Source organism: Candidatus Thermokryptus mobilis, assembly GCF_900070205.1.
GTDB classification, from domain to species: Bacteria; Bacteroidota; Ignavibacteria; order Kryptoniales; family Kryptoniaceae; genus Kryptonium; species Kryptonium mobile.
Genome location: NZ_FAOO01000027.1, coordinates 1 through 21165 on the forward strand (window position 1 = coordinate 1; position 21165 = coordinate 21165).

General features: G+C 37.2%; 23 protein-coding genes and 1 tRNA gene. 14 read left to right on the top strand and 10 right to left on the bottom strand.

Annotated features, from left to right (window positions below; translation table 11 throughout):
* Nucleotides 1-123: 123 nt before the first annotated feature.
* A complete protein-coding gene (locus FKZ43_RS10850; RefSeq protein ID WP_140945916.1) occupies nt 124-1794 on the bottom strand; it encodes a putative ABC transporter permease subunit in 1671 nt (556 codons plus the stop codon).
* A gap of 199 nt (nt 1795-1993) precedes the next feature.
* Between FKZ43_RS10850 and rsmI the strand changes: the two genes are divergently transcribed.
* Genes rsmI through FKZ43_RS10870 form a run of 4 tightly spaced genes read left to right on the top strand, consistent with a single transcriptional unit; the run spans nt 1994 to nt 5504 of the window.
* Entirely contained in the window at nt 1994-2668 is a 675-nt protein-coding gene (gene rsmI, locus FKZ43_RS10855; protein ID WP_140945917.1) for a 16S rRNA (cytidine(1402)-2'-O)-methyltransferase, read from the top strand.
* A gap of 11 nt (nt 2669-2679) precedes the next feature.
* Nucleotides 2680-3468: a class I SAM-dependent methyltransferase gene (locus tag FKZ43_RS10860; RefSeq protein WP_140945918.1), complete on the top strand. Its 789-nt coding sequence runs from the start codon at nt 2680-2682 to the stop codon at nt 3466-3468.
* Nucleotides 3469-3477: 9 nt separating this feature from the next.
* Nucleotides 3478-4185, top strand: coding sequence for a CDP-alcohol phosphatidyltransferase family protein (locus FKZ43_RS10865; protein WP_140945919.1), 708 nt, complete (start codon nt 3478-3480; stop codon nt 4183-4185).
* Nucleotides 4182-5504, top strand: a complete 1323-nt coding sequence (locus FKZ43_RS10870) for an inositol-3-phosphate synthase (protein WP_140945920.1) — start codon at nt 4182-4184, stop codon at nt 5502-5504. Before FKZ43_RS10865 ends, FKZ43_RS10870 begins: the two co-directional genes overlap by 4 nt.
* A 32-nt stretch (nt 5505-5536) precedes the next feature.
* On the opposite strand, the gene FKZ43_RS10875 is transcribed toward FKZ43_RS10870, so the two are convergent.
* The 5 genes from FKZ43_RS10875 to bamD are packed head-to-tail and all read right to left on the bottom strand — an operon-like array spanning nt 5537 to nt 12249.
* Complete coding sequence (locus FKZ43_RS10875) at nt 5537-6889, bottom strand: SPOR domain-containing protein (protein ID WP_140945921.1); 1353 nt, start codon at nt 6887-6889, stop codon at nt 5537-5539.
* A 7-nt stretch (nt 6890-6896) separates the two neighbouring features.
* Nucleotides 6897-7172: an HU family DNA-binding protein gene (locus FKZ43_RS10880; RefSeq protein ID WP_140945922.1), complete on the bottom strand. Its 276-nt coding sequence runs from the start codon at nt 7170-7172 to the stop codon at nt 6897-6899.
* 15 nt (nt 7173-7187) lie between these two features.
* On the bottom strand, nt 7188-8855 hold the full coding sequence (locus tag FKZ43_RS10885) for a TonB-dependent receptor (protein WP_140945923.1): 1668 nt from the start codon (nt 8853-8855) through the stop codon (nt 7188-7190).
* A 13-nt stretch (nt 8856-8868) separates the two neighbouring features.
* Complete coding sequence (locus tag FKZ43_RS10890; protein ID WP_140945924.1) at nt 8869-9273, bottom strand: c-type cytochrome; 405 nt, start codon at nt 9271-9273, stop codon at nt 8869-8871.
* Nucleotides 9274-9282: 9 nt separating this feature from the next.
* Nucleotides 9283-12249: an outer membrane protein assembly factor BamD gene (gene bamD, locus FKZ43_RS10895; protein ID WP_140945925.1), complete on the bottom strand. Its 2967-nt coding sequence runs from the start codon at nt 12247-12249 to the stop codon at nt 9283-9285.
* Nucleotides 12250-12341: 92 nt separating this feature from the next.
* On the opposite strand from bamD, the gene FKZ43_RS10900 reads away from it, so the two are divergent.
* From FKZ43_RS10900 to FKZ43_RS10910, 3 genes are read left to right on the top strand one after another with little or no spacing between them, the layout of a single operon-like run.
* Nucleotides 12342-12815 (top strand): cytidine deaminase, encoded by a 474-nt coding sequence (locus FKZ43_RS10900; RefSeq protein ID WP_140945936.1) that lies wholly within the window; start codon nt 12342-12344, stop codon nt 12813-12815.
* Nucleotides 12816-12819: 4 nt separating this feature from the next.
* Entirely contained in the window at nt 12820-13404 is a 585-nt protein-coding gene (locus FKZ43_RS10905) for a thymidine kinase (RefSeq protein ID WP_140945926.1), read from the top strand.
* A 23-nt stretch (nt 13405-13427) separates the two neighbouring features.
* A complete protein-coding gene (locus FKZ43_RS10910) occupies nt 13428-14783 on the top strand; it encodes a NupC/NupG family nucleoside CNT transporter (RefSeq protein ID WP_140945927.1) in 1356 nt (451 codons plus the stop codon).
* On the opposite strand, the gene FKZ43_RS10915 is transcribed toward FKZ43_RS10910, so the two are convergent.
* The 4 genes from FKZ43_RS10915 to FKZ43_RS10925 form a co-directional block, all read right to left on the bottom strand.
* Nucleotides 14780-15445, bottom strand: a complete 666-nt coding sequence (locus FKZ43_RS10915; RefSeq protein WP_140945928.1) for a site-2 protease family protein — start codon at nt 15443-15445, stop codon at nt 14780-14782. The genes FKZ43_RS10910 and FKZ43_RS10915 overlap by 4 nt on opposite strands.
* A gap of 2 nt (nt 15446-15447) precedes the next feature.
* Nucleotides 15448-15606 (bottom strand): hypothetical protein, encoded by a 159-nt coding sequence (locus FKZ43_RS11535; RefSeq protein WP_181180355.1) that lies wholly within the window; start codon nt 15604-15606, stop codon nt 15448-15450.
* Nucleotides 15606-15890: a DUF5618 family protein gene (locus FKZ43_RS10920; RefSeq protein ID WP_140945929.1), complete on the bottom strand. Its 285-nt coding sequence runs from the start codon at nt 15888-15890 to the stop codon at nt 15606-15608. Before FKZ43_RS10920 ends, FKZ43_RS11535 begins: the two co-directional genes overlap by 1 nt.
* A gap of 36 nt (nt 15891-15926) precedes the next feature.
* Nucleotides 15927-16013 (bottom strand) — tRNA-Leu (locus FKZ43_RS10925).
* Nucleotides 16014-16107: 94 nt separating this feature from the next.
* Between FKZ43_RS10925 and FKZ43_RS10930 the strand changes: the two genes are divergently transcribed.
* The 7 genes from FKZ43_RS10930 to xerA all read left to right on the top strand — a co-directional run.
* The gene (locus FKZ43_RS10930; protein ID WP_140945930.1) at nt 16108-16890 is read left to right on the top strand and encodes an enoyl-CoA hydratase/isomerase family protein; all 783 of its coding nucleotides are present in this window, start codon (nt 16108-16110) and stop codon (nt 16888-16890) included.
* Nucleotide 16891: 1 nt separating this feature from the next.
* Nucleotides 16892-17452 (top strand): adenine phosphoribosyltransferase, encoded by a 561-nt coding sequence (locus tag FKZ43_RS10935; protein WP_140945931.1) that lies wholly within the window; start codon nt 16892-16894, stop codon nt 17450-17452.
* Nucleotides 17452-17940: a DUF2721 domain-containing protein gene (locus tag FKZ43_RS10940; protein WP_140945932.1), complete on the top strand. Its 489-nt coding sequence runs from the start codon at nt 17452-17454 to the stop codon at nt 17938-17940. The genes FKZ43_RS10935 and FKZ43_RS10940 overlap by 1 nt, the downstream gene beginning before the upstream one ends.
* Nucleotides 17937-18404 carry an SsrA-binding protein SmpB gene (smpB, locus tag FKZ43_RS10945; protein WP_140945933.1) on the top strand — a complete coding sequence of 156 codons (468 nt, stop codon included), beginning with the start codon at nt 17937-17939 and terminating at the stop codon, nt 18402-18404. The genes FKZ43_RS10940 and smpB overlap by 4 nt, the downstream gene beginning before the upstream one ends.
* A gap of 48 nt (nt 18405-18452) precedes the next feature.
* Nucleotides 18453-19655 carry a tyrosine--tRNA ligase gene (gene tyrS / locus FKZ43_RS10950; protein ID WP_140945934.1) on the top strand — a complete coding sequence of 401 codons (1203 nt, stop codon included), beginning with the start codon at nt 18453-18455 and terminating at the stop codon, nt 19653-19655.
* Between the two features lie 23 nt (nt 19656-19678).
* Nucleotides 19679-20224: a pyruvoyl-dependent arginine decarboxylase gene (locus tag FKZ43_RS10955; protein ID WP_255301274.1), complete on the top strand. Its 546-nt coding sequence runs from the start codon at nt 19679-19681 to the stop codon at nt 20222-20224.
* A gap of 145 nt (nt 20225-20369) precedes the next feature.
* A partial coding sequence (gene xerA, locus FKZ43_RS10960) for a site-specific tyrosine recombinase/integron integrase (RefSeq protein WP_140945935.1) occupies nt 20370-21165 on the top strand: 796 nt, incomplete at its 3' end.

The window sequence follows — 21165 nt, forward strand, 5'->3', positions numbered from 1 at the left end:
ATATGCTCGGAATCTCAAAAGAATACTACTGCAAAATTGAAAATGATAAAGTTTTCCCATCAAAAGAACTCCTTCTAAAAATCATCAAAATGACGGGGATTGAATTTAAACTTAATGCAAGAATCAAAAATCCTTCATCATACTTGACAAACCAAGCCAATTGAAAAGAATTGAAAGCGTAACGGATATAAAAGAAGCGACAATCATAGCGGAATTGAAAAATTCAATGTTGAATTTCAAAAACTGGAAATAATAAGTTATCGGCAGGAAGATAATTCCGGCGAAGATTGAAATTAAAACAAGTCCAAAAAGAAGGGTCATCGTTGCGCCTCTTGATGAGGCAATTCTAACAGGGCTTCTTTCGGAGTAATTTGCAAAATATCCCCCCATCCCAAGTCCAAGCGAAACATAAGTCAAGGCGACAAAAAAAGTCATGAAAGTTATTAACATCCCAATGTTTGGGTCTTTACCGAAAGGGAAAACAGAAGCATAGGCAATCGCCTCCGAGATTATCAAAATCGGGAAAAATGAAATTATAAACTTATGCAGATAAAGCAAACTCAATTTAACGGGGGATGACTTTACAGACCAGAAACTCAATCCCTCAAGTGATATCACGGGATAAACGAAACGAATCACAATTGAAGCGATCAGAAAAACATTAAATGAAAAAATTGATATGAAAGCAAGCGATAAAAGTTGTGGCTCAACTTTGTATAGTCTCATCCTCACTAAACTTGCCATGAAAATGAGGACAAGCAAAAGCATTATCAAAAGATGAACCCATTGGCTCGGCTCACGGAAAAACAACTTCAAATCACGCTTTATGAAAACCTCAAGTTGAGGGTTTAAAATTGATTTTTTGTAAAAGCTCAAAAACTCAACTTCAAATTTTCTCTTCAACCTATTTTTCAAATCAAAAGCGATAAAAAGCGTTTCAAAGTATAATTTCCTTGCAATCCCAAAATTCACAAGAACCATCCCAAATGTAGCTGAAATTAAAATCAAAAAATACCTCAAAACCATCTCTTGATTACCTCTTACGCTGAAATAGAATATCTCCGCAACCCAATGATTTGGGAGATAAAGCGCAATTGACGGATCAAGGTTTGCAAAATACTGGTCAATATACGGATAATATCTCATAACCTCAGTGAACAACTTCATCGGATTCGTGCTTCTAAAATAGAGATAAACTCCTGCGAGATAAAGTGACCCAGCGATGATGACAAGTTTTCTTATATCAATTTTCTTTGAAAGTTTCAAAATCAACATGAGGATTGCTATGCTGAAAGATGCTGACAAAAGCATAAACGGAACGATAACGCCAAAAAATGAGAAAAGATAAAAGCCGAGATTTTTACCGAAGTAACTTCCGTAACCAAGCAAGATCGCCAAGATGAAAATAAACATCGTTGATGAGCTATAAAAGAAATTGTCAAGAAACTTCACAGTGTAAATTTTTATAGGTTTGATCGGTGTTGTCAGGAAAAATTCAATGTCCTTACTTTTGTAAAGCGTTGAATAAGCTACTATCATATTCCCAAGGCTAACAAGAATAAATAAAATAAAAAGAAGCATAGATAAAACCCGATGAAATAAGAAAAGTCCAATTTTCGCTTCAGCAAGGAGATAAGCGGTTGCGTAATTTGAAGAAATAAATGTTGAGAGTGCGAAACCTGTGAAAACAATAATTGAAGCGAGTTCTTTTAAAACGCTCCCCCACTTTGAATCAAAAGCCGATTTGAAAATTGAGATAATTTTATATTTTAAAATCAAAAGCAAATCACCCATCTCTAAAAAATTATTTGTTGCTTTTTAAAAATATAACAATACAAACTCTGAAAGTAAAACTTAACAGCGGGGGAAGCCAAGATGGTTATACTTTAATTGGCAAAATAAAAAACGTGAAAGTGGGATTTTTCCATTTTTGTTTATCTAACAAGATTTTTTATTTTGATTTAGGAAAGAAAACAAAAATTTGATTTGATTTATGCCTGGAACCCTTTATATCGTTTCAACTCCAATTGGAAACTTAAGCGATATAACTTTCAGAGCTGTAGAAGTTTTAAAACAAGTTGATTTAATCGCATGTGAAGACACAAGAAGGACGAAAATTTTGCTTGAAAAATTCGGGCTTGCAAAAAACCTCATAAGTTATTATAATTATAATGAGAGACAAAGAGCTGAAGAGATAATTCGTGAATTAAAATCGGGCAAAAATGTAGCCCTTGTCTCTGACTCTGGAACTCCTGGGATTTCCGATCCGGGTTTTGTATTGATAAAGAGAGCAATTGAAGAAAATATAACCATTACACCAATTCCTGGACCAACTGCCTTCGTTTGTGCGCTTGTTGGTAGTGGATTGCCGATGGATGAATTTGTTTTCGTCGGTTTTTTGCCCCACAAAAAAGGAAGAAAAACAAAACTAAAAAAATTATCAGAAGAAGAAAGGACAGTTATACTCTACGAATCCCCACACAGGTTGATTAAAACATTGAACGAGATACTTGAAAATTTCGGTGATAGAGAAATCGCCGTTGCGAAAGAGCTAACAAAAATACACGAGGAGTTTTTCAGAGGTAAAATCAGCGAGGTTTTAAAAAAATTAACGTCGGATAAAATTAAAGGTGAATTCGTAATCGTAATTTCAGGGAAAACAAATTAGGAGGTGTAGATATGACGAAAATTGAAATACTCAAACATTTCGCTCAAATAGCGTCTGTTTATAGAAAGATTAGAACACTTGACCCAGAGCCGATATTTGCGATAAAGGATATACTCCTCAAACACATGAAATTAAAAAAGCCAATTAAAGTGGCAGACATTGGAGCTGGAACTGGTAGGTATACCGAGTTTTTAATCAAAGCCCTCTCACCCTCAAAAGTTAAAGCGTTTCTCGTTGATGCAAGTTTTGAGATGCTACAAGTGGCGCAATCTTACCTAAAAGAAAAATATGATTGCCACTTTATAAACTCTTTTGCCGAAAATCTTCCCTTCAAAAATGACACCTTTGATGTAATAATTGTGTTCAATGCGATACATCATTTTGATTTCAGGAGATTCATTCGGGAAGCAAGGCGAGTTTTGAAACCGAGGGGCTTTCTTTTCATCTACACCAGAACGCAGGAACAAAATAGAAACACAATTTGGGGGAAATTTTTCCCTGGATTTTCAGATAAAGAACAGCGCCTATTTTGGAAAGATGAACTGATAGGAAAATTAAAAAGATTGCGGAAATTTGAGATAATTTCCTACATTGAGTTTGAGTATCCGAGGACTTCCACGATTGATGAACTTGTAGAAAAAGCATTTGCAAAACATTATTCAACTTTTTATCTTTATAAAGACGATGAACATATTCAAGCGATTCAAGTTTTTAAGGAAAATTTGCTAAAACATTATCAATCTGATTTGATATATTACACAGATGAGAACACGTTTGTTGCCCTGAGAAAAATTAAATGAGATGAATTTGTGTCTTCAAACCTTATCCCAAGGCGCGTTGAGCTAATCTACTTAAACACGATAGAAAAAATTTTACGCTTTTTCCTTCACTTTAATTTAAACCCGAACTTTTTGACAACCGTTGCACTATTCATAAGCATATTCGCAAGTTATTTTTTCGCAATTGGGGAATTTATCGCCGGTGGGACTTTAATTTTGCTCAGCGGTATATTTGACACAATTGATGGCAAAATTGCGAGGATGACAAACAGGGTGACAAAATTTGGGGCTCTTTACGATTCAACGCTTGACAGATACGCAGAAGTGATAATTTTCTTTGGTATTGGGGTTTATCTGATAAAGTATGGTTTTTATATAACCTCTATTGCTGCAGTTTTTGCCATCGGTGGTTCAATGATGGTGAGCTACATTAGAGCAAGAGCTGAGGGACTTGGCTTTGAATGCAACATCGGCTGGATGAGAAGAGCTGAAAGAATAGTACTTCTTGGTTTTGCTTCAATCTTCTATTTCTTGCACGATTATTTTGTCAAGTTTTTTGATGCGCTATTTAAATACTTTGATTTTGATCTACCTGCTTATCCACCGATGCCACTTTCCATAGCGATTTACATAATGGCTATTTTGACAAACATCACTGCATTTCAGCGACTTCATTATGTTTGGAAAAAATCAAAAGAAGCTGAACTTCTACCACAAAATAAGGAGGTTGAACTATGATAAAGACGAAGTCGGGGGCAGAAATAAAAGAACCTGTAGGAAAGCTTGGTGTTCTTCTGCCAGGGCTTGGAGCTGTAGCGACGACATTTATCGCTGGAACTCTTCTTGTTAGAAAAGGGCTTGCTCTTCCAATTGGATCGCTAACACAAATGGGAACGATACGGCTTGGGAAAAGAACTGAGAGAAAATTTCCGAAAATCAAGGAATTTGTACCACTTGCAGATTTAAATGACCTCGTCTTTGGGGGATGGGATATTTTTGAAGATAACGCTTATGAATCAGCGCTAAAAGCGGGCGTTTTAAGAAAGGAACACCTTGACCTTGTAAAAGACGAACTTGAACAAATAAAACCGATGAAAGCTGTATTTGACAGAAAATATGTCAAAAAACTTGACGGACCAAATGTTAAAAAGGCAAAGGATAAATTTGAACTTGCTCAAATGTTAAGGGAGGATATAAGAAACTTCAAGGAACGAAATAATTGTGACCGTCTTGTGATGATTTGGTGTGGTAGCACAGAAATTTATATGGAGCCGTCAGATGTTCATAGATCACTTGAAAAATTTGAAGAGGCGATGAAGAAAAACGATGATGCAATTTCTCCAAGCATGATTTATGCTTATGCTGCTATTGCCGAAGGTGTTCCCTATGCAAATGGCGCGCCAAATTTATCGGTTGATATTCCGGCGTTGATTCAATTTGCAAAGGAAATGAATGTCCCAATCGCAGGGAAGGACTTTAAGACGGGGCAAACGCTTGTCAAAACCGTGATAGCTCCAATGTTAAAGGCGAGAATGCTTGGTCTTACTGGATGGTTCTCTGTAAATATCCTCGGAAATAGAGATGGGGAGGTTCTTGACGACCCAGAATCCTTCAAGACAAAAGAAGTTAGCAAACTTGGTGTCCTTGAATACATACTTCAACCCGAGCTTTATCCCGATCTTTACGGAAATTATTATCACAAGGTCAGGATTAATTTTTATCCACCTCGTGGGGATGAAAAAGAAGCCTGGGACAACATTGATATTTTCGGCTGGCTTGGTTATCCAATGCAAATAAAGATAAACTTCTTGTGTAGAGATTCAATTTTGGCTGCTCCGATAGTTCTTGACCTTGCCTTATTCCTTGATTTAGCGCAAAGAAGTGGAATGCACGGGATACAAGAATGGTTATCGTTTTACTTCAAAAGCCCCATGCACGCTCCTACTATCTACCCAGAACATGATCTTTTCATACAACTGATGAAGCTTAAAAACCGCTTGAGACATTTGATGGGAGAGGAATTAATAACTCACCTTGGGCTTGAATACTACGATTAAGAAAGGCAAGCCCCTAAAGCGGGGCTTGTTTTTTATTTGGTAACGGTTCTTGGTGCCTCGCTAACCCAAACTTTTTCAATTTTTTCAGTTCTTTTCAACCTTTCAGCTATTTTCTTCGCTTGCTCAATTGAATCAAAAAATCCAATCCTGACACGGTACCAATTTCCGCCCTTCCATTCAACAAACGCTTTTTCAACAAAAGCATTATATCCTTTCTTTCGCAAATTGCTTGCAAATGTTTCAGCGAGCTTTCTATCCTGAAATGATGCAACCTGAATTACATAATTCTTGCCAACGCTTGGCTTAACTACCTCAGGGGCTTTCGGCTTTGAAACAAGTTCGGGTCTTTTCACCTCAACCGTGTCAGCACTTGCCTTCTCTTCAACCTTTGGCAAACTTGGAGTTGTAACCACAACTTCCTCCGGTTCCTTAAACTCAACTTTGCTCACCCCCTTCTTTTCACCCCAAAGGTGAATATATCCATATTGATTCAAAAGAAAAATAACTCCTCCAACAAAGATCAAAAAAACGACAAAAATCAAAATCCAAGGTCCAACCCCTCTTCGGCTTTCCTCTTCATAATTAAACGACATTTCCCCTTCCTCCTTCTTTTGTTGTGTATCATCAAAAAGTTTCTTTACACTTTCAGTCCTTTTCTCCTGAGGTTCCTCGCTCAAATTAAATTCCGGCATCTCTACCTCCTCAAAGTTAATTTTTAACTCATTTATATCCGAAAGCGATGGGATGTCAAATTTCAAAAATTCATCTTCAGGTTTTCTTTCCGCTTCAAAAACTTCAAAAACTGGAACTTCAACATCAACCTTTGAATCAATTTCCTCACCGAAGCTAACATCCGGAAGAACGAAATAATCCTCCGCCGTAGCCGTTAAATTTCTTTCAGTTATTGACTTCTCAACTTCAAAAACCTCAATCGGTTTCTCTTGTTGCGATGATGAAGATTCTTGTGCTAATAAAGTCTCATCAATAAATCCCATAACTATGGGTTGTCTTTCTCCCGCCTCAAAAAATGTTAAGTTAAATTCATCCTCACTTTTTGCCTCCATCACAGAAGGATTCAATCTCGTGACAACGGGTTTCAAAGTTTTATACTTTATGTTAACTTTTTCAGACAAGATTTTCGCCGGGTAAAACTTAACGACAAATTTCGCTGGTATATTTTTCTCCATCCCCGTTCTCGGGTCAACAATTTTCTTTGCCTTATTAAGTTTTCTTTTAAATTCACCAAAACCACTAATTTTTATCGCTTGCCCTGATTTTAACACTTTAGCAAACCTGTCAAGTAATTTCTCATAAAATAAAACAGCTTCCTCGTATGAAATATCCGCTCGTTTAGCTAATAATTTTAAAAATTCACCCTTACGCATTGAAAATTCACCCGTTAATTAAATCTACTAACGACTTGCTCGGTTTGAAATGAACATAATCCTTTGGCGGTAAAATCAACTCCTCACCTGTTTTTGGATTCCTTCCACTTCTACTTGCTCTATGCTTTATAGTAAAAACACCAAACTTAAACAAATTCAATTTTTTCTTCTTCAAGACGATCTCTGAAACTAAACCCAAAAAAGCATCAAGAACCCTTTCCGTCTTTGCTTTGCTCCACTTTAAATCTTTTGACAGCAAATTTACTAAATCGCTTTTATTCACGGGACAACCGCCTCCTTAAAATTTGTATTCAATCCCGCACAAGAAAATCAAATTCGGTTCAAGGTAATCTTTCCAAATGTAATATCTTCGCGAAAGTAGATTGTCAAACTTAGCAAAAACTTTGAAATTCTTGAAAACGACATATTCAATGCCTAAACTTGAAAGCACATATCCACCGATCTCATTCCCATCAAAATCAACGACTCTATTACTAATTAAACTAATTTCTGTATCAATTGCAAGTCCAAAGGGGAAAACATATCTATAGCCAATATCCGAGGAAAAGGAAGGATAATAAGGTACTGGTTTCTTGCTTCTCGCATTGTATGATGAACGAAGAACACCACCAAATGTAAATTCATTTCTACGATAATTGAAAACGCCCGAAAATTTTAGCTCAACAAACTGCGCTCTTTCAAACTCAAGCACATAAAAACCTTTATTTTTCTCAACATAAATCGGAAAATTTTTAAAAGTTCTGAAATTCAAACTCACATCAAGACCAAAATTTTCCCTGCCATAATTCACACCCAAAATTAAATTTAAGTAATTTTCTGGACGAGCAACTTTGAGATTCTCCGTTAAATATCTATTATCAGCGACAAAGTCAACCACAGTTAGATTTACAACCTCTGGCGAAAAAACAGCGTAAGCCCTTGCAAGCGAACTAAGACGGTATCTAAGGGATAAACTTGGATAAATTCTTAAATTCTTTGCCCCAAGGTGGTTTTCAAAGGAGAAAAAATTAATTCCAACATCAAGCCAATATGTTCTTTCAATGTTAAAAAACTCAAAAACATTTCCAGCGGAAACCCCAAACTTAAAATATCTATCAACAAGCGTGATATATCTCAGATCAAACCTTAAATTCAAAAAATCAACCCTTTGTCTAAAATTGAAATCAAAGTCAAGTCGCCTTTCCTTTCCATCAAAATTTGAAACGCCGTAATTTGACAATGTGTCAATAATAGTGAAAAGATTGTATCTAACATTGAGGCGATAGTCAAACTGACTTCTAAATGGCGATTCAAGCGAAATTTTAAATTCCAAATTGTTGATGTTCCTACGAAACGAGGGTGTAAGTGAGCCGTAGAAACCATAGCTGTTGGTGAAATAATCAAACATAGTGATTAACTTCGCATTGTCAAGCCAGTAAAAAATTTTTTCGTTTATTTTTGGCAAACGCACACCCGATTCAACCGAAAACTTATTCTTCACATAATCAGCATTATCAATGAATCCTTGACTTGCCCTATGATTAAAAGATGAACCCAGATAAACTCCTTTGAACAAATCTCCTTGAATCATCCCGTCAAAATATGTAGTAAGATATCGCCCAAGCCCGACTTTGAATTTTGCTGTCGGAGCTTGGGACTCCTTTATTTGAAAGTTTGACCTTTTATATCCAGAGCTTAATTCATAATGCGATTTATTGGTTTCCATAACTTCATAATTTTTCAAATTTAACACTGGAAAGCTGATAACCTCGTTTTCAACTTTTTCACCAATAGAAATCTCAATCATCTCTCGCCCGGTGATAACGAACTCGGGTAAGATAAATTCATCTTTTTCTTCGGCGAATTTTGATGTGTCAGGCTTAAATTTAATCTCGGGTCTTGACTCTTGTGCTGTAATCCAACCGCTAAAGAAAAAAATGGCGAAAATTCTAAGCAAAAGAAACATATCTCACTTAGCTTTATTTTGAAGCCGATCTGGCTTGTGGCTTTGTCTGACCGCGATGACAAGTATAACAATCAACAATTTCTGCCCTATCCCAATTTATAAAATCACGATTTATCGTAAGGACCATTTTAAGCATAACCCTTGCTTTGCGCTTCGTCTCCTTTTCATCACTCGCATAGTTATTAACATTGTGACAATAATTACACTTAACTCCAAGTGAGTTAGCCATATCCTCCATAATCTTTGTCAACTGTTCCTTCGTTTGAACATCGGTTAAAACTTGAATGTTGCGACCGAATCGCCTTGTTTGACCATTGGCATCATTTGACATCTCATCTTTTTTCAAATTCACTACGATTATCAAAGAAATTATAACTGCGAGGATAAGCCCTGTATAGAAAAGAAATGTTTTCCTCATCGTTCATCCTTATATTTTTGTTTTTAATTTTTCAATTTTTTCAAGGACACCCTTTCTCATTTCATCCGTAAGGTTCATCTTTAGAGCATCGTTTAGAAATTGAATAGCTTTTTCAATTTCGCCTTTAATTTCATAACATTCTGAAAGGCGGACATAAGCCCTCGGCAAAATCTCCTCAAAATTGCTGTAAAGATATTTCACACGAAGAAATTGAAGAAGCGCCTCGTCAATCTCGCCGAGTTTGAAAAGCGCTTCAGCATAAAGATATTGCGCCTCAGCCGAGACCTCATCAACAGGTCTATTCATCGCAATCGGTTTAACAAGTTCAACCGCATCGTTAAATTTGCCCTGGTTTATTAAAATTTCCGCAACTTTAACCCTCGCTCTATCAGCGTAATCCGAATTTGAAAATTCATTTATCAAAGCCAGCAATTTTTTTGTGGCGTTGGAGGTATCTTTGAGTGAGAGATAAGTCAAACCGGTCAAATATAAAACTTCATCATAAAACTTCGCACTCGTTTGAACCTTTGCGAGATATTCAAGCGTTTCGGTGTACTCATGACTTTTAAATTTTATCCGCGCAAGCCGAACGAGAGCACGCTGTGAGTTATGATTTAATGGGAAGGTTGAAATTAAATTTTTATAAACTTCAACAGCGTCAGTGTTTTTTCCCCAAAGTTCGTATGTCTCACCGATTTTATAAATCACATCGGGCAAAAATTTACTTTCGGGATAATTCGCTACAAATTTCTTGTAGATATTTATAGCAGTTTCATAATTACCTTGCAAGGTCTGAAATTCCGCTTTTTTTATCAAAGCCAATTGTGAAAAATCGGGGTTTTTACTTTTTATAAATTCATCAACAAGGTTTGGATTCTTGCCTTGTGCTGAAAGTGAATATTGAATTCCAGAAATGGCATCAACGGCGTATTTTGACTCTGGGTATTTTTCAATGACTTCAAGATATGCATTGAGAGCAAGTTCATACTTCCCCATATTGTAGTATGCATCGCCTATACCATACAACGCTTTTGGGGCAACTTCACTTTGCGGATATTTCTCCACCACTTCGCGGAAGTAATTAATAGCTGGGGCATAATTTTTATCCTGAAAATAAATCCAACCGATTTGATATTTTGCCGTTGGGGCGAGTTTTGAATTTGGAAATTTCTTTAAAAGCAAGTTTAACATCTCAATTGATCTTATAGGTTGGCGCTGGCGAAGGTAAATCTGCGAAAGTTGAAAATAAGCGTAATCAGCTCCATCTTGATCTTCAAAAAGACGAACAAATGAAAGATAATTTGCTTCAGCACTTTTGTAATTTTTCATCATAAAGTATGAATCCGCAAGACGAAGACGAGCATCAAGTGCTCTTTTACCCGTTGGATATTTACTAAGAAATTTCTCAAACTGTTTCGCTGACTCACTGTAATTCCCTTCTTTGAAATATGTCCAAGCGATTGAATAAATTGCTCCTTCAATGTTTGGACTGTTCGGGAAACGATTTAAAAGCTCAAGATAATATTCTCTGGCGTTTTTATAATCGCCAATTTTATAATGCAGCTCCCCGAGATAGAAAATCGCCCAATGTGAATTTTTGTCGTTTGGAAACTTTGACAAAAACTCATTAAAAACTTTTATCGCTTCATCATATTTCCCGCCTTGCATCCAAGCGACGCCTTCGCTGAAAAGATTATCTGAGTTTAAAATGTTCAATTCTGTCCTTAGCATACCGAAAGTTGAAGCGCCTCTTAAATAGTCACCCCGTCTTAAATAAGATTGAGCGAGAAGTTCAAGGGCTTTTGCTTTAACGGCGCTTGTATCATCAATGTGAATTTTTTCAAGAAAAACAATCGCGCTGTCGTAATCCCCCTTTGCAAAATAAATTAAACCAAGTTCGTAATTTGCCCTCACATAATAGTTTGAATAATCTTGATACTTTGCGAGAAAATTTCTATAAGTTGAAATAGCCCCAGCTGTATCACCACTTGCTTTCTTAACTTCAGCGAGGAGTAAAAAAGAGCTTTTCGCAATTTCATCATCGCCTTTTGAAAGAGTATCAAAAATTTGAATGGCAAACGGATGCTCATTCTTTTTGATGTAAATCCAAGCAATTGAATAAAGCGAATGCTTTAAATAATTCCCCCTGGGAAATTTCTCAAGATATTTATCGTAATAAAATTTTGCCGAGTCAAGAAGACCAATGGAATAATAGCCCTCAGCGAGCGTAAATAAAACTTTTTCATCTTCAAATCCCTCACTTAAAATCGTTCGTGCAAAATTAACAAGTTCATAATAATCGCCTGTTCTATAAAAACAATCAATCAAATTCAACTTCGCATCATTTATAACCTTGAGTTTTAACCCACCGAATTTTTCAATCAAATTTTTATAATGTTTCACCGCTTCTTTAAATTTTCCCTGCTGTTGATAAATCAGAGCGATTGAAAACAATGAAAATGGAGCAACATCAGAGCTTGTATCGGTCTCAAACGAGAGTTTATAATATCTTAAAGCATTGTTAAAATCGCGACGCTCAAAATAAATTTCCCCAAGATAGTATGCTGAATGAGAAATTAAAAGTTTATCGTTTGATGTTTCAATTGCGTTTTTGAATTTTTCAACAGCGAGGTTTTGACTTCCCCTTTTGAGATATATCTCCCCGATTCGGAAATTCACCCTATCTTTAAACCTTGTGGTTGGGAATTCAACCAGAAAATCCATATAAATTTTCAAGGCGGAATCATAATCGCCAAGTTTAAACATTGACTCCGCGCTGAAAAAATGTGCCTCTTCTACAAATTTACTTTCGGGGTAATTCTTTATGAACTTTTGAAACTCGGAAAACGCAAGTTGATACATCCCGTCTTCAAAAAGTGAGTAAGCAAACTTAAAGTCCTTGTATTCACGCTGAAGGACTTGCGCCGAAACTAATCCAGCCAAAAAGAAAATAACCATCAAAAACTTTTTTGACATCTGAATCACTGAAATTTTTTTAACTACGAATCAAATATAAGCACAACACACATAACAAATCAAGAAATGAGTTTGGTTTGAGTTCTTTTTCGTTGCTTTTATCCACCAGTTTGAATATATTTTTACTTGCATTCAAAATCAAACAGAAAAATTTGATGACAAATGAAGAGTTGATCAAACGAGCCAAAGAAGTTCAAAAGAAAGCCCATGCGCCATATTCAAAATTCAGAGTTGGGTCGGCGATACTTACCGACGATGGCGAGGTTTTTACAGGTTGCAACATTGAAAATAGTTCATACTCTTTGACGATATGCGCTGAAAGGGTGGCGATTTTCAAAGCATATTCCGAGGGGAAAAGAAAATTTAAAAAAATTGCCATTGTTTCCGACTCAAAAAATTTCATCTCGCCGTGTGGGGCTTGTAGACAGGTCTTAATGGATTTAGCAGGTCCTGAACTTGAAGTTATATTGACAAATTCAATGAACGAGATGAAAGTCGTTAAACTTTCAGAACTTTTACCCTTGCCATTTGGCTCAAAAAATCTAAAAAAGAAAAAGAGGGGTTAACACTATGGACATAACGGAGTTTGAAAAGATCCCACAAGGAACACGGGGAACCGGATGGATTGAGGTCATTGCTGGAAGTATGTTCAGCGGGAAAACAGAGGAATTGATAAGAAGAATAAGAAGAGCTCAAATTGCAAAATTAAAAGTTGCTGTTTTTAAACCTAGGATTGACACAAGATACAGCGTTGACAAAATAGTTTCGCACAGCGATATGTCAATTCCATCAATCGTCGTTGATAATGCAAAGCAAATACTTGAGCTTGCAAAGGATGCACAAGTTGTAGGGATTGATGAGGCGCAGTTTTTTGATATGGACCTTGTTGATGTATGCGAACAACTCGCTAATGAGGGTAAAAGGGTCATAGTTGCTGGGCTTGACCAAGATTATAGAGGTAAGCCATTTGAGCCGATGCCACAACTTCTCGCAATAGCAGAATATATTACGAAGACGCATGCGATTTGTGTTGTGTGTGGAAATCCGGCAAGTAAAACTCAACGCAAAATAAAAGCGGGAGAAAGAATTGTAGTAGGCGCATCGGACATTTACGAAGCAAGATGTCGCAGATGTTTTGAACCACCAGAGGAATAAAAAAATAAAAAGCGGAGAGATTAATGAAACTACTTTCCTTCCTGAACGGACTTTTGGGGATGCTTGTAATAATAGGGATTGCCTTCCTAATTTCAAACAACAAAAGAAGAGTTAACTGGCGACTTGTAATATCTGGTCTTCTAATTCAAATTGTATTTGCCGTTTTTATCTTGAAAGGAAGAGAACTTGCAGTTTTGTGGTCACCACTTGGATGGCCAAAAATTTTATTTGAATGGATAAGTAAAGCTTTCGTCATTATACTTGGTTTCACAATTGAAGGCGCGAAATTTGTTTTTGGAAATCTTGCCATAAGCCCTGGGCAAGACAACTCGTTCGGATTTTTCTTCGCTTTCCAAGTTCTACCGACGATAATTTTCTTCTCCTCGTTGATGTCTGTGCTTTATTTTCTTGGTGTAATGCAAAGGGTTGTTCAAGCGATGGCCTGGGTGATGTTGCGTTTGATGGGAACAAGTGGAGCCGAGAGCTTGTCTTGCACCGCAAATATATTCGTTGGACAGACCGAAGCTCCACTTATGGTAAGACCTTTCATAGCGTTAATGACGATGTCTGAACTTCTGGCTATAATGGTTGGCGGTATGGCAACGATAGCTGGTGGTGTAATGGCTGCTTATGTTCAAATGCTTGGATATTCATTTGCGCAAGCACATAATCTTGATATAATGACAGCACAAGTCAAATTCGCCGAACAGCTTCTCGGCGCAAGCGTAATGGCTGCCCCAGCTGCACTTGTGATGGCAAAAATAATGTGGCCTGAAACGGAAGAACCTGTAACAAAGGGAACGGTCAAAGTTAAAGTTGAAAAAACGGCTCAAAATGTCATTGAAGCTGCTGCTGAGGGTGCTTCAAATGGACTTCATCTTGCATTAAATGTCGGGGCAATGTTAATCGCTTTCATCGCTTTGATAGCAATGACAAATTGGGGTCTTGAAAAAATAGGCGCAATAGTTGGCATAAATGATTTTTTAATTCAGAAATTTGGTTCACCGCTTAAACTTGAACTTATCTTCGGTCTCATCCTTCAATTTATAGGGGTTGCTATAGGAATACCCTGGCAGGATGCTTTAAACTTCGGAAGTTTGCTTGGCACCAAGATAGTTTTGAACGAATTCGTCGCATATTTAAAGTTTTCAGAGCTTATAGCGCAAAACAAAATCGTCCTTGAAAAAACAATTACTATGACGACATTTGCCCTGTGTGGCTTTGCTAACTTCTCATCCATAGCAATTCAGATCGGAGGCATAAGTCCAATGGCTCCAAACAGAAGGGCTGACCTCGCACGGCTCGGCTTAAGAGCTGTAGCAGGTGGAACACTCGCAAATCTTATGACCGCAACAATAGCTGGCGTTCTGGTCGGCTAAGTTAACACTTGAATTAAAAACTCAAATGGAGTCGCAATCGCTCTTACGATAGAAAAGAAAATGGTTGAAAAAGCTGGAACTCTCATCAAAAATATCACAATGAAAATTCCAAAGAATCCTATTTGTCTATAACTTTCACCCAATCTATCGGGCAAAATTGAAGCAAGCACATGCGAGCCATCAAGCGGTGGAACCGGTATCAAATTGAAAACGCCTAATACGATGTTCAAATAGATTCCACTATAAAACATCTTCACGAGAAACTCATGAGCAAACTTTATAAGATCAGAATTAAAAGAGTTGAAAAAATCGCTCAAATTTAAAAGTATGATCACGAAGAGAGCGCAACAAAACGCAAGAAATAAGTTTGAAATTGGTCCAACCGCAGAGACAAGAATTGAATCCCTTTTATAATTTCTGAAATTAAGTGGATTAACTGGAACAGGTTTTGCCCAAGCTATAAAAACACGACCGGCAACGAGTATTGAAAATAGAGGGACAAGAATTGAACCGAAAAGGTCAATGTGTGGTATTGGGTTCAGGGTTAATCTGCCCATGTATTTAGCGGTTGGATCACCGCATTTTAAAGCAATATATCCGTGCATCACTTCGTGGACGACAACGCTGAAAAGAAGAATTGGGATTATATAAAGTGTTTCCATTTTCAATTGTGATTGAATTTTGAATTCATAATGTGTTTTTCAACTACCTCAATAATTCTCTCAACCTTCTCAAATCCGCTATCAATCGCTTTTTTATCTTTAAGCTCTCTATAATATCCTCCGATGTGAAGTATTCCATAAGCACTATCAAACAAATTCATCAAAATATCCCTATCCTTGTGTTAAGTTTTCTCAACATCTCAAAATAACTTGTGACATTTTTAAGACGCTTGGTTGCGCTTTTTTCATCAATGAGGTTAAATTTTATAAAAATTGCCTTTAACGCCTCAAGTCCAGCAAGATAATCTATCCCACTTGCGCTTGACACACGTCTTAGATCCTTGTATATACCGACAACCTTATCAACACCTGCTTTCTTTAATTCTTTTCGTGCGTTCTTCAAAAATCGCTTGGCATAAATTAATTTTTCTCTTTTAACATCCATTTCCCCTAATCTTTATAAGTTTAAAAAAAAGAGAAGTGCCGAAGGTGGGAGTCGAACCCACACGGGGTTTTGAGCCCCACGGGATTTTGAGTCCCGCGCGTCTTCCAGTTCCGCCACTTCGGCATTTTGCATTTAAAATATAAAAAGAGCGGAAAAATTTTGCAAGTTTTGAAATGAATTTTTAACTTTAAACTTGTTGAAAACAAATTTTATCAGGATGGACTTGTTTAAGCAAGTTTTATACGAGACGAAAGGAAAAATCGCACTCATAACCCTCAACAGACCGGAAAAAAGAAACGCATTGAACCCGGAGCTTATTGACGAACTTGACAAAGCCTTTGAAATGGCAATGGATGAGAACATACGATGTGTTATTTTAACTGGAGCTGGAAATTCTTTTTGTGCTGGGGCAGACCTTGAATATCTTCAAAAAATTTCAAATTTAAACTCCTATGAAAATTACGCTGATGCAGAAAAACTTGCTCAACTTTACAAAAAAATTTTCACCTTCCCCAAAATAACAATTGCAATGGTAAATGGTTTTGCACTCGCTGGTGGCTGTGGGCTCGCAAGCGTTTGTGATTTCGTAATAGCTTCAAAAGAAAACGCTAAGTTCGGTTATACAGAGACAAGAATAGGTTTCATCCCTGCAATTGTTATGACTTTTTTAATACGAAGGATAACTGGCTCAAAAGCCAGGGAACTTTTAATTCGCGGGAATATAATTGATGCTGACGAGGCAGTCAAAATTGGTCTCGCCAACTACTCCGTCCCAGATGCTGATCTGAAAAACTTCACATTTCAATTCGCAGATGAGTTAATCTCTGAGACAAGTTCCGAGTCAATAAAATTTGTAAAAGAGATGCTTTCAAATGTATATTTTATGTGTCTTGGGTCGGCAATTGAATATGCAAAAGGCATGAACTCTATCTCACGGCTCACTGACGATTGCAAAAAGGGTATAAACGCGTTTCTTAAAAAAGAAAAAATAAAATGGTGAAATGAACGAGGTTAAACTTGAAGAAGTCAGTCGGAAGTTAAAAGGCATAATCAGAAGCGTCCCAAATTTTCCAAAGGAAGGGATTATCTTCAGAGACATAACAACCCTTCTAAAGGATAAGGAAGCATTTAAACTTGCCGTTGACACATTTTATCAAAAGTATAAGGATTTAAAAATTGACAAAGTGGTAAGCGTTGAATCACGTGGTTTTATCTTTGGTTCAATCCTTGCTTATTTGCTTGGAGCTGGATTCGTCCCAATTAGAAAGCCAGGAAAACTTCCAGCTGAGAAGATACGCCAAGAATATCAACTTGAATACGGAATGGACGCAATGGAAGTTCATATTGATGCAATTCAACCTGGTGATAAAGTTCTTGTCCACGATGATCTTCTCGCAACTGGTGGCACGGTCTCAGCTGCGTGCAAATTAATTGAACGGCTTGGTGGCGAAGTCGTCGGAATATGCTTTTTAATAGAGCTGAGTTTCTTAAACGGTAGAGAACGACTTAAAAATTACGATATCTTCTCAATTGTCAAATATAACAGTGAACAAGAACTCTGATGGAAAGCAACTTTACTCTAACCGCAACTCAAGCTATACAAGCAATTCTATCACCAGCGGTTATGATTTCGTCAAGCGCTTTCTTTCTCTCCGGTCTAAACGCGAGACATTCAACACTTGTTAACAGGGTAAGATTACTAAACGATGAGAAGCGGAAATTGATAAAAGAACTTATCAGACAAGGTGAGCTTGAATATACGGAGAATGTCAGATTTTTAAGCGTAAAAAATCAAATTGATATACTTGTTCGCAGGGTTTGGTATATCAGAAACGCGATGCTATGCCATATTTCAGCAGCTATATTTTTTGTAATGACTTCGTTTGCGATCGGTTTAAATATATTTTTCACCTCTCCATTTATAAGAGAGCTTCCACTTTATCTTTTCGTCCTCGGGCTTTTACTTGTCCTTTGCGGAGTTTGTTTCCTTGGAATTGATGTTCTTGTTTCTTATCGTGTCATCTTAATTGAGGTAAAAGGGGAGGAATGACACAGGAAAAGATTAAAATCGTGACTACAAATCGTAAAGCGCATCATGAATATGAAATCCTTGAAACCATAGAAGCTGGGCTCGTGCTAAAGGGAACAGAAGTGAAATCTCTAAGGCAGGGAAAAGTTAGCATTCAAGATAGCTATGCTATAATTAAAAATGGTGAAGCTTGGCTTTTGAACATGCACATCAGTCCGTATGAATACGGTAACATTTATAATCACGATCCGCTGAGAGATAAAAAACTGCTTCTTCACAAGCGTGAGATAATACGACTCGCAACGAAAATCAAGGAGAGGGGTTTGACTTTAATCCCACTGAAAGTTTACTTTAAAAATGGAAAGGCAAAAGTTGAACTTGCACTTGTCAGAGGGAAGAGGAAATACGAAAAGAAAGAAGACATAGCTGAAAGAGACCTGCAAAGGGAACTTAAACGAAAATACGCCGATAAGTATAGAGAATAAAAACAAAATGCTTCAACTGAGTTGAAATTCCCAAGCGTAAACGAACAAATGGACTTAATAAAATATGGCGTTGTGGAGATAATCCCGGAGGATGAACTTGTCAAAAAAATTGAAAATTCAATCAAAACCGGCAGACCGTTAAAGGTAAAGCTCGGATGCGATCCAACAAAACCCGATCTTCACCTTGGACATTCAGTCGTATTAAGGAAATTACGCCACTTTCAAGAGCTCGGGCATATTGCTGTCCTTATAATTGGTGACTTTACAGCGATGATCGGCGATCCATCGGGGAGAAGCAAAACAAGACCCCAACTTTCATTTGAAGAGACGAGAATAAACGGGCAAACTTATTTTGAACAAGCAAAGAAAATTTTACTGCCTGAGAGAGTTGAAATACGATACAATTCCGAATGGCTTGGGAAAATGACATTTGAAGATGTTATACGACTTGCAAGCAAATATACTGTCGCAAGAATGCTTGAAAGAGACGACTTCAGCAAAAGATATAAATCGGGAGAACCAATAAGCATACACGAACTTTTGTATCCATTAGCTCAAGCAATGGACTCGGTAGCAATTGAAGCGGATGTTGAACTTGGCGGAACCGATCAAAAATTTAATCTCCTTGTAGGAAGAGATATTCAAAGGGAATTCGGTCAAGAACCCCAAGTTATAATAACAATGCCCCTTCTCGTTGGAACCGATGGTGTTGAGAAAATGAGCAAATCCCTTGACAATTATATTGCCTTCAATGATCCACCATTTGAAATGTATGGAAAGACGATGTCAATCCCAGATGAGCTCATATATGATTACTTTCTCTTAACAACCGATTTGTCCCCAACCGAGATTGAAAATATCAAAAAACAGCTAAACGACCCAAGCGTCAATCCAAGGGACTTAAAAAGACGCCTTGCTTGGGAACTCGTCAGGATGTATCATGGAGTTGAAGAAGCAAATAAAGCACAGGAAGAATTTGACAAAATTTTTGTAAGGAAGGAGATCCCTGATGAAATTGAAGAATTTGAAATTGAACGGGGTAATGGAAAAATAAGAGTTGTAGACCTTCTCGTTCAAACTGGACTTGCAAATTCAAAAAGTGAAGCAAAAAGGTTAATTCAACTTGGTGGTGTTAGCATTGATGGCACCAAAATCAACGATATTGACGCCATAGTTGGACTTGAAAAATCATTCGTTATCAAAGTTGGGAAGAGAAAATTTTTAAGGATAAAGCCAAAATTTAAAAACTAACTTTAAAGGAGGGTAAAGGAAAGTTGTACGTCCCAACAAAAATGTTTTTGACCAAGGGAGTTGGACGACATAAGGAGAAATTAACAAGTTTTGAAATGGCTCTGCGTGATGCTGGGATCGCGCAGTTCAATCTCGTCCGCGTCTCAAGCATATTCCCACCCGGGTGTAAAATAATCCCCAAAAACAAAGGACTTGAATATCTCAAACCCGGTCAAATCGTCCATGTCGTCATAAGCCAAGAATCAAGCAATGAACCAAACCGATTAATAGCTGCTTCAATCGGGGTTGCCATCCCAGCCGATTCAGAACAATTTGGATATTTATCCGAGCATCATGCTTTCGGTCAAACTGACGACAAGGCGGGTGAATACGCTGAAGACCTCGCAGCTACGATGCTTGCGACAACACTTGGGCTTGAGTTTGACCCGAATACAAGTTGGGATGAACGCGAACAGGTTTGGAAAATGAGTGGGAAAATTGTCAGAACCTTCAATATAACACAATCAGCCATTGTAGATAAAACTGGATTATGGACGACAGTTGTAGCTGCTGCTGTTTTAATTCCTTAAAAAGGTAAGAAGGAAAGGGCAGGCGGGGGGAACCTGCCCTGCGGGGGAACCCAGGGCGGGGGATACCCTGGGTGAGGGAAACTCTTTTTGCTTTTTCCATTACAAATATAATACGAGTTTAGATAAAAGTCAAGCTAAAATAGCAATGTTAAGCGATATACAAAATTTTCTTGACGAACTCAAAATTAAAAACAATAGCCCCCGAACAATTGAAAGTTATAAACAAACCCTCATGGAATTCTATCACCATATTAAAAAAGATTCAAACGAAATCACACGCGAGGATATACACAATTATTTGATCTTTTTAAATGAAAGGGGGCTACAAAAATCAACAATCGCCCTTAAACTAGCAATTCTAAAATCATTTTTTAAGTTCTTGCTCAAACATAAAAAAATCAATATTAATCCAACCGTTGGCTTTTCCGTTAAGAAGGAGAAAAAACTACCCGTCTTTCTAAGCGAAGAAGAGATAAAAACAATACTTGAAAAAGCACAATCCCCTCTTGAAAAAGCAATCCTTGAACTTCTGTATGCAACCGGAATGAGAGTGAGCGAATTATGTAATTTGAACCTGTTTGACATTAACTGGGAAAAAAGAATAATCAAGGTTCAGGGGAAAGGCGGGAAAGAGAGATTTGTGCTTTTTAATGAATCAGCAGAAAGAGCTTTGAAAATCTATTTAGCACAAACAAATCAATCTTATCCACCCAGTGAATCAGTTAATGAAATCGCCCTTTTTACGATAAACGGGAAAAGAATCACGAGAAATCAGGTGTATAGAATAGTCAGAAAATACCTTAAAACCGAGCGAAAAGGTCCACATATTTTACGCCATACATTCGCAACGCATTTGTTGAATCGTGGTGCTGATCTCGTGAGCGTGAAAGAACTTTTAGGCCACGCGGATATTAAAACCACGCAAAAGTATACCCATGTTA

What these genes read in the sequence shown, in the direction of transcription:
- FKZ43_RS10850 (WP_140945916.1), bottom strand. Translation starts at nt 1,794, where the DNA reads ATGGGTGATTTGCTTTTGATTTTAAAATATAAAATTATCTCAATTTTC.
- rsmI (WP_140945917.1), top strand. Translation starts at nt 1,994, where the DNA reads ATGCCTGGAACCCTTTATATCGTTTCAACTCCAATTGGAAACTTAAGC.
- FKZ43_RS10860 (WP_140945918.1), top strand. Translation starts at nt 2,680, where the DNA reads ATGACGAAAATTGAAATACTCAAACATTTCGCTCAAATAGCGTCTGTT.
- FKZ43_RS10870 (WP_140945920.1), top strand. Translation starts at nt 4,182, where the DNA reads ATGATAAAGACGAAGTCGGGGGCAGAAATAAAAGAACCTGTAGGAAAG.
- FKZ43_RS10875 (WP_140945921.1), bottom strand. Translation starts at nt 6,889, where the DNA reads ATGCGTAAGGGTGAATTTTTAAAATTATTAGCTAAACGAGCGGATATT.
- FKZ43_RS10885 (WP_140945923.1), bottom strand. Translation starts at nt 8,855, where the DNA reads ATGTTTCTTTTGCTTAGAATTTTCGCCATTTTTTTCTTTAGCGGTTGG.
- FKZ43_RS10890 (WP_140945924.1), bottom strand. Translation starts at nt 9,273, where the DNA reads ATGAGGAAAACATTTCTTTTCTATACAGGGCTTATCCTCGCAGTTATA.
- bamD (WP_140945925.1), bottom strand. Translation starts at nt 12,249, where the DNA reads ATGTCAAAAAAGTTTTTGATGGTTATTTTCTTTTTGGCTGGATTAGTT.
- FKZ43_RS10905 (WP_140945926.1), top strand. Translation starts at nt 12,820, where the DNA reads ATGGACATAACGGAGTTTGAAAAGATCCCACAAGGAACACGGGGAACC.
- FKZ43_RS10910 (WP_140945927.1), top strand. Translation starts at nt 13,428, where the DNA reads ATGAAACTACTTTCCTTCCTGAACGGACTTTTGGGGATGCTTGTAATA.
- FKZ43_RS10915 (WP_140945928.1), bottom strand. Translation starts at nt 15,445, where the DNA reads ATGGAAACACTTTATATAATCCCAATTCTTCTTTTCAGCGTTGTCGTC.
- FKZ43_RS11535 (WP_181180355.1), bottom strand. Translation starts at nt 15,606, where the DNA reads ATGAATTTGTTTGATAGTGCTTATGGAATACTTCACATCGGAGGATAT.
- FKZ43_RS10920 (WP_140945929.1), bottom strand. Translation starts at nt 15,890, where the DNA reads ATGGATGTTAAAAGAGAAAAATTAATTTATGCCAAGCGATTTTTGAAG.
- FKZ43_RS10930 (WP_140945930.1), top strand. Translation starts at nt 16,108, where the DNA reads ATGGACTTGTTTAAGCAAGTTTTATACGAGACGAAAGGAAAAATCGCA.
- FKZ43_RS10935 (WP_140945931.1), top strand. Translation starts at nt 16,892, where the DNA reads ATGAACGAGGTTAAACTTGAAGAAGTCAGTCGGAAGTTAAAAGGCATA.
- FKZ43_RS10940 (WP_140945932.1), top strand. Translation starts at nt 17,452, where the DNA reads ATGGAAAGCAACTTTACTCTAACCGCAACTCAAGCTATACAAGCAATT.
- smpB (WP_140945933.1), top strand. Translation starts at nt 17,937, where the DNA reads ATGACACAGGAAAAGATTAAAATCGTGACTACAAATCGTAAAGCGCAT.
- tyrS (WP_140945934.1), top strand. Translation starts at nt 18,453, where the DNA reads ATGGACTTAATAAAATATGGCGTTGTGGAGATAATCCCGGAGGATGAA.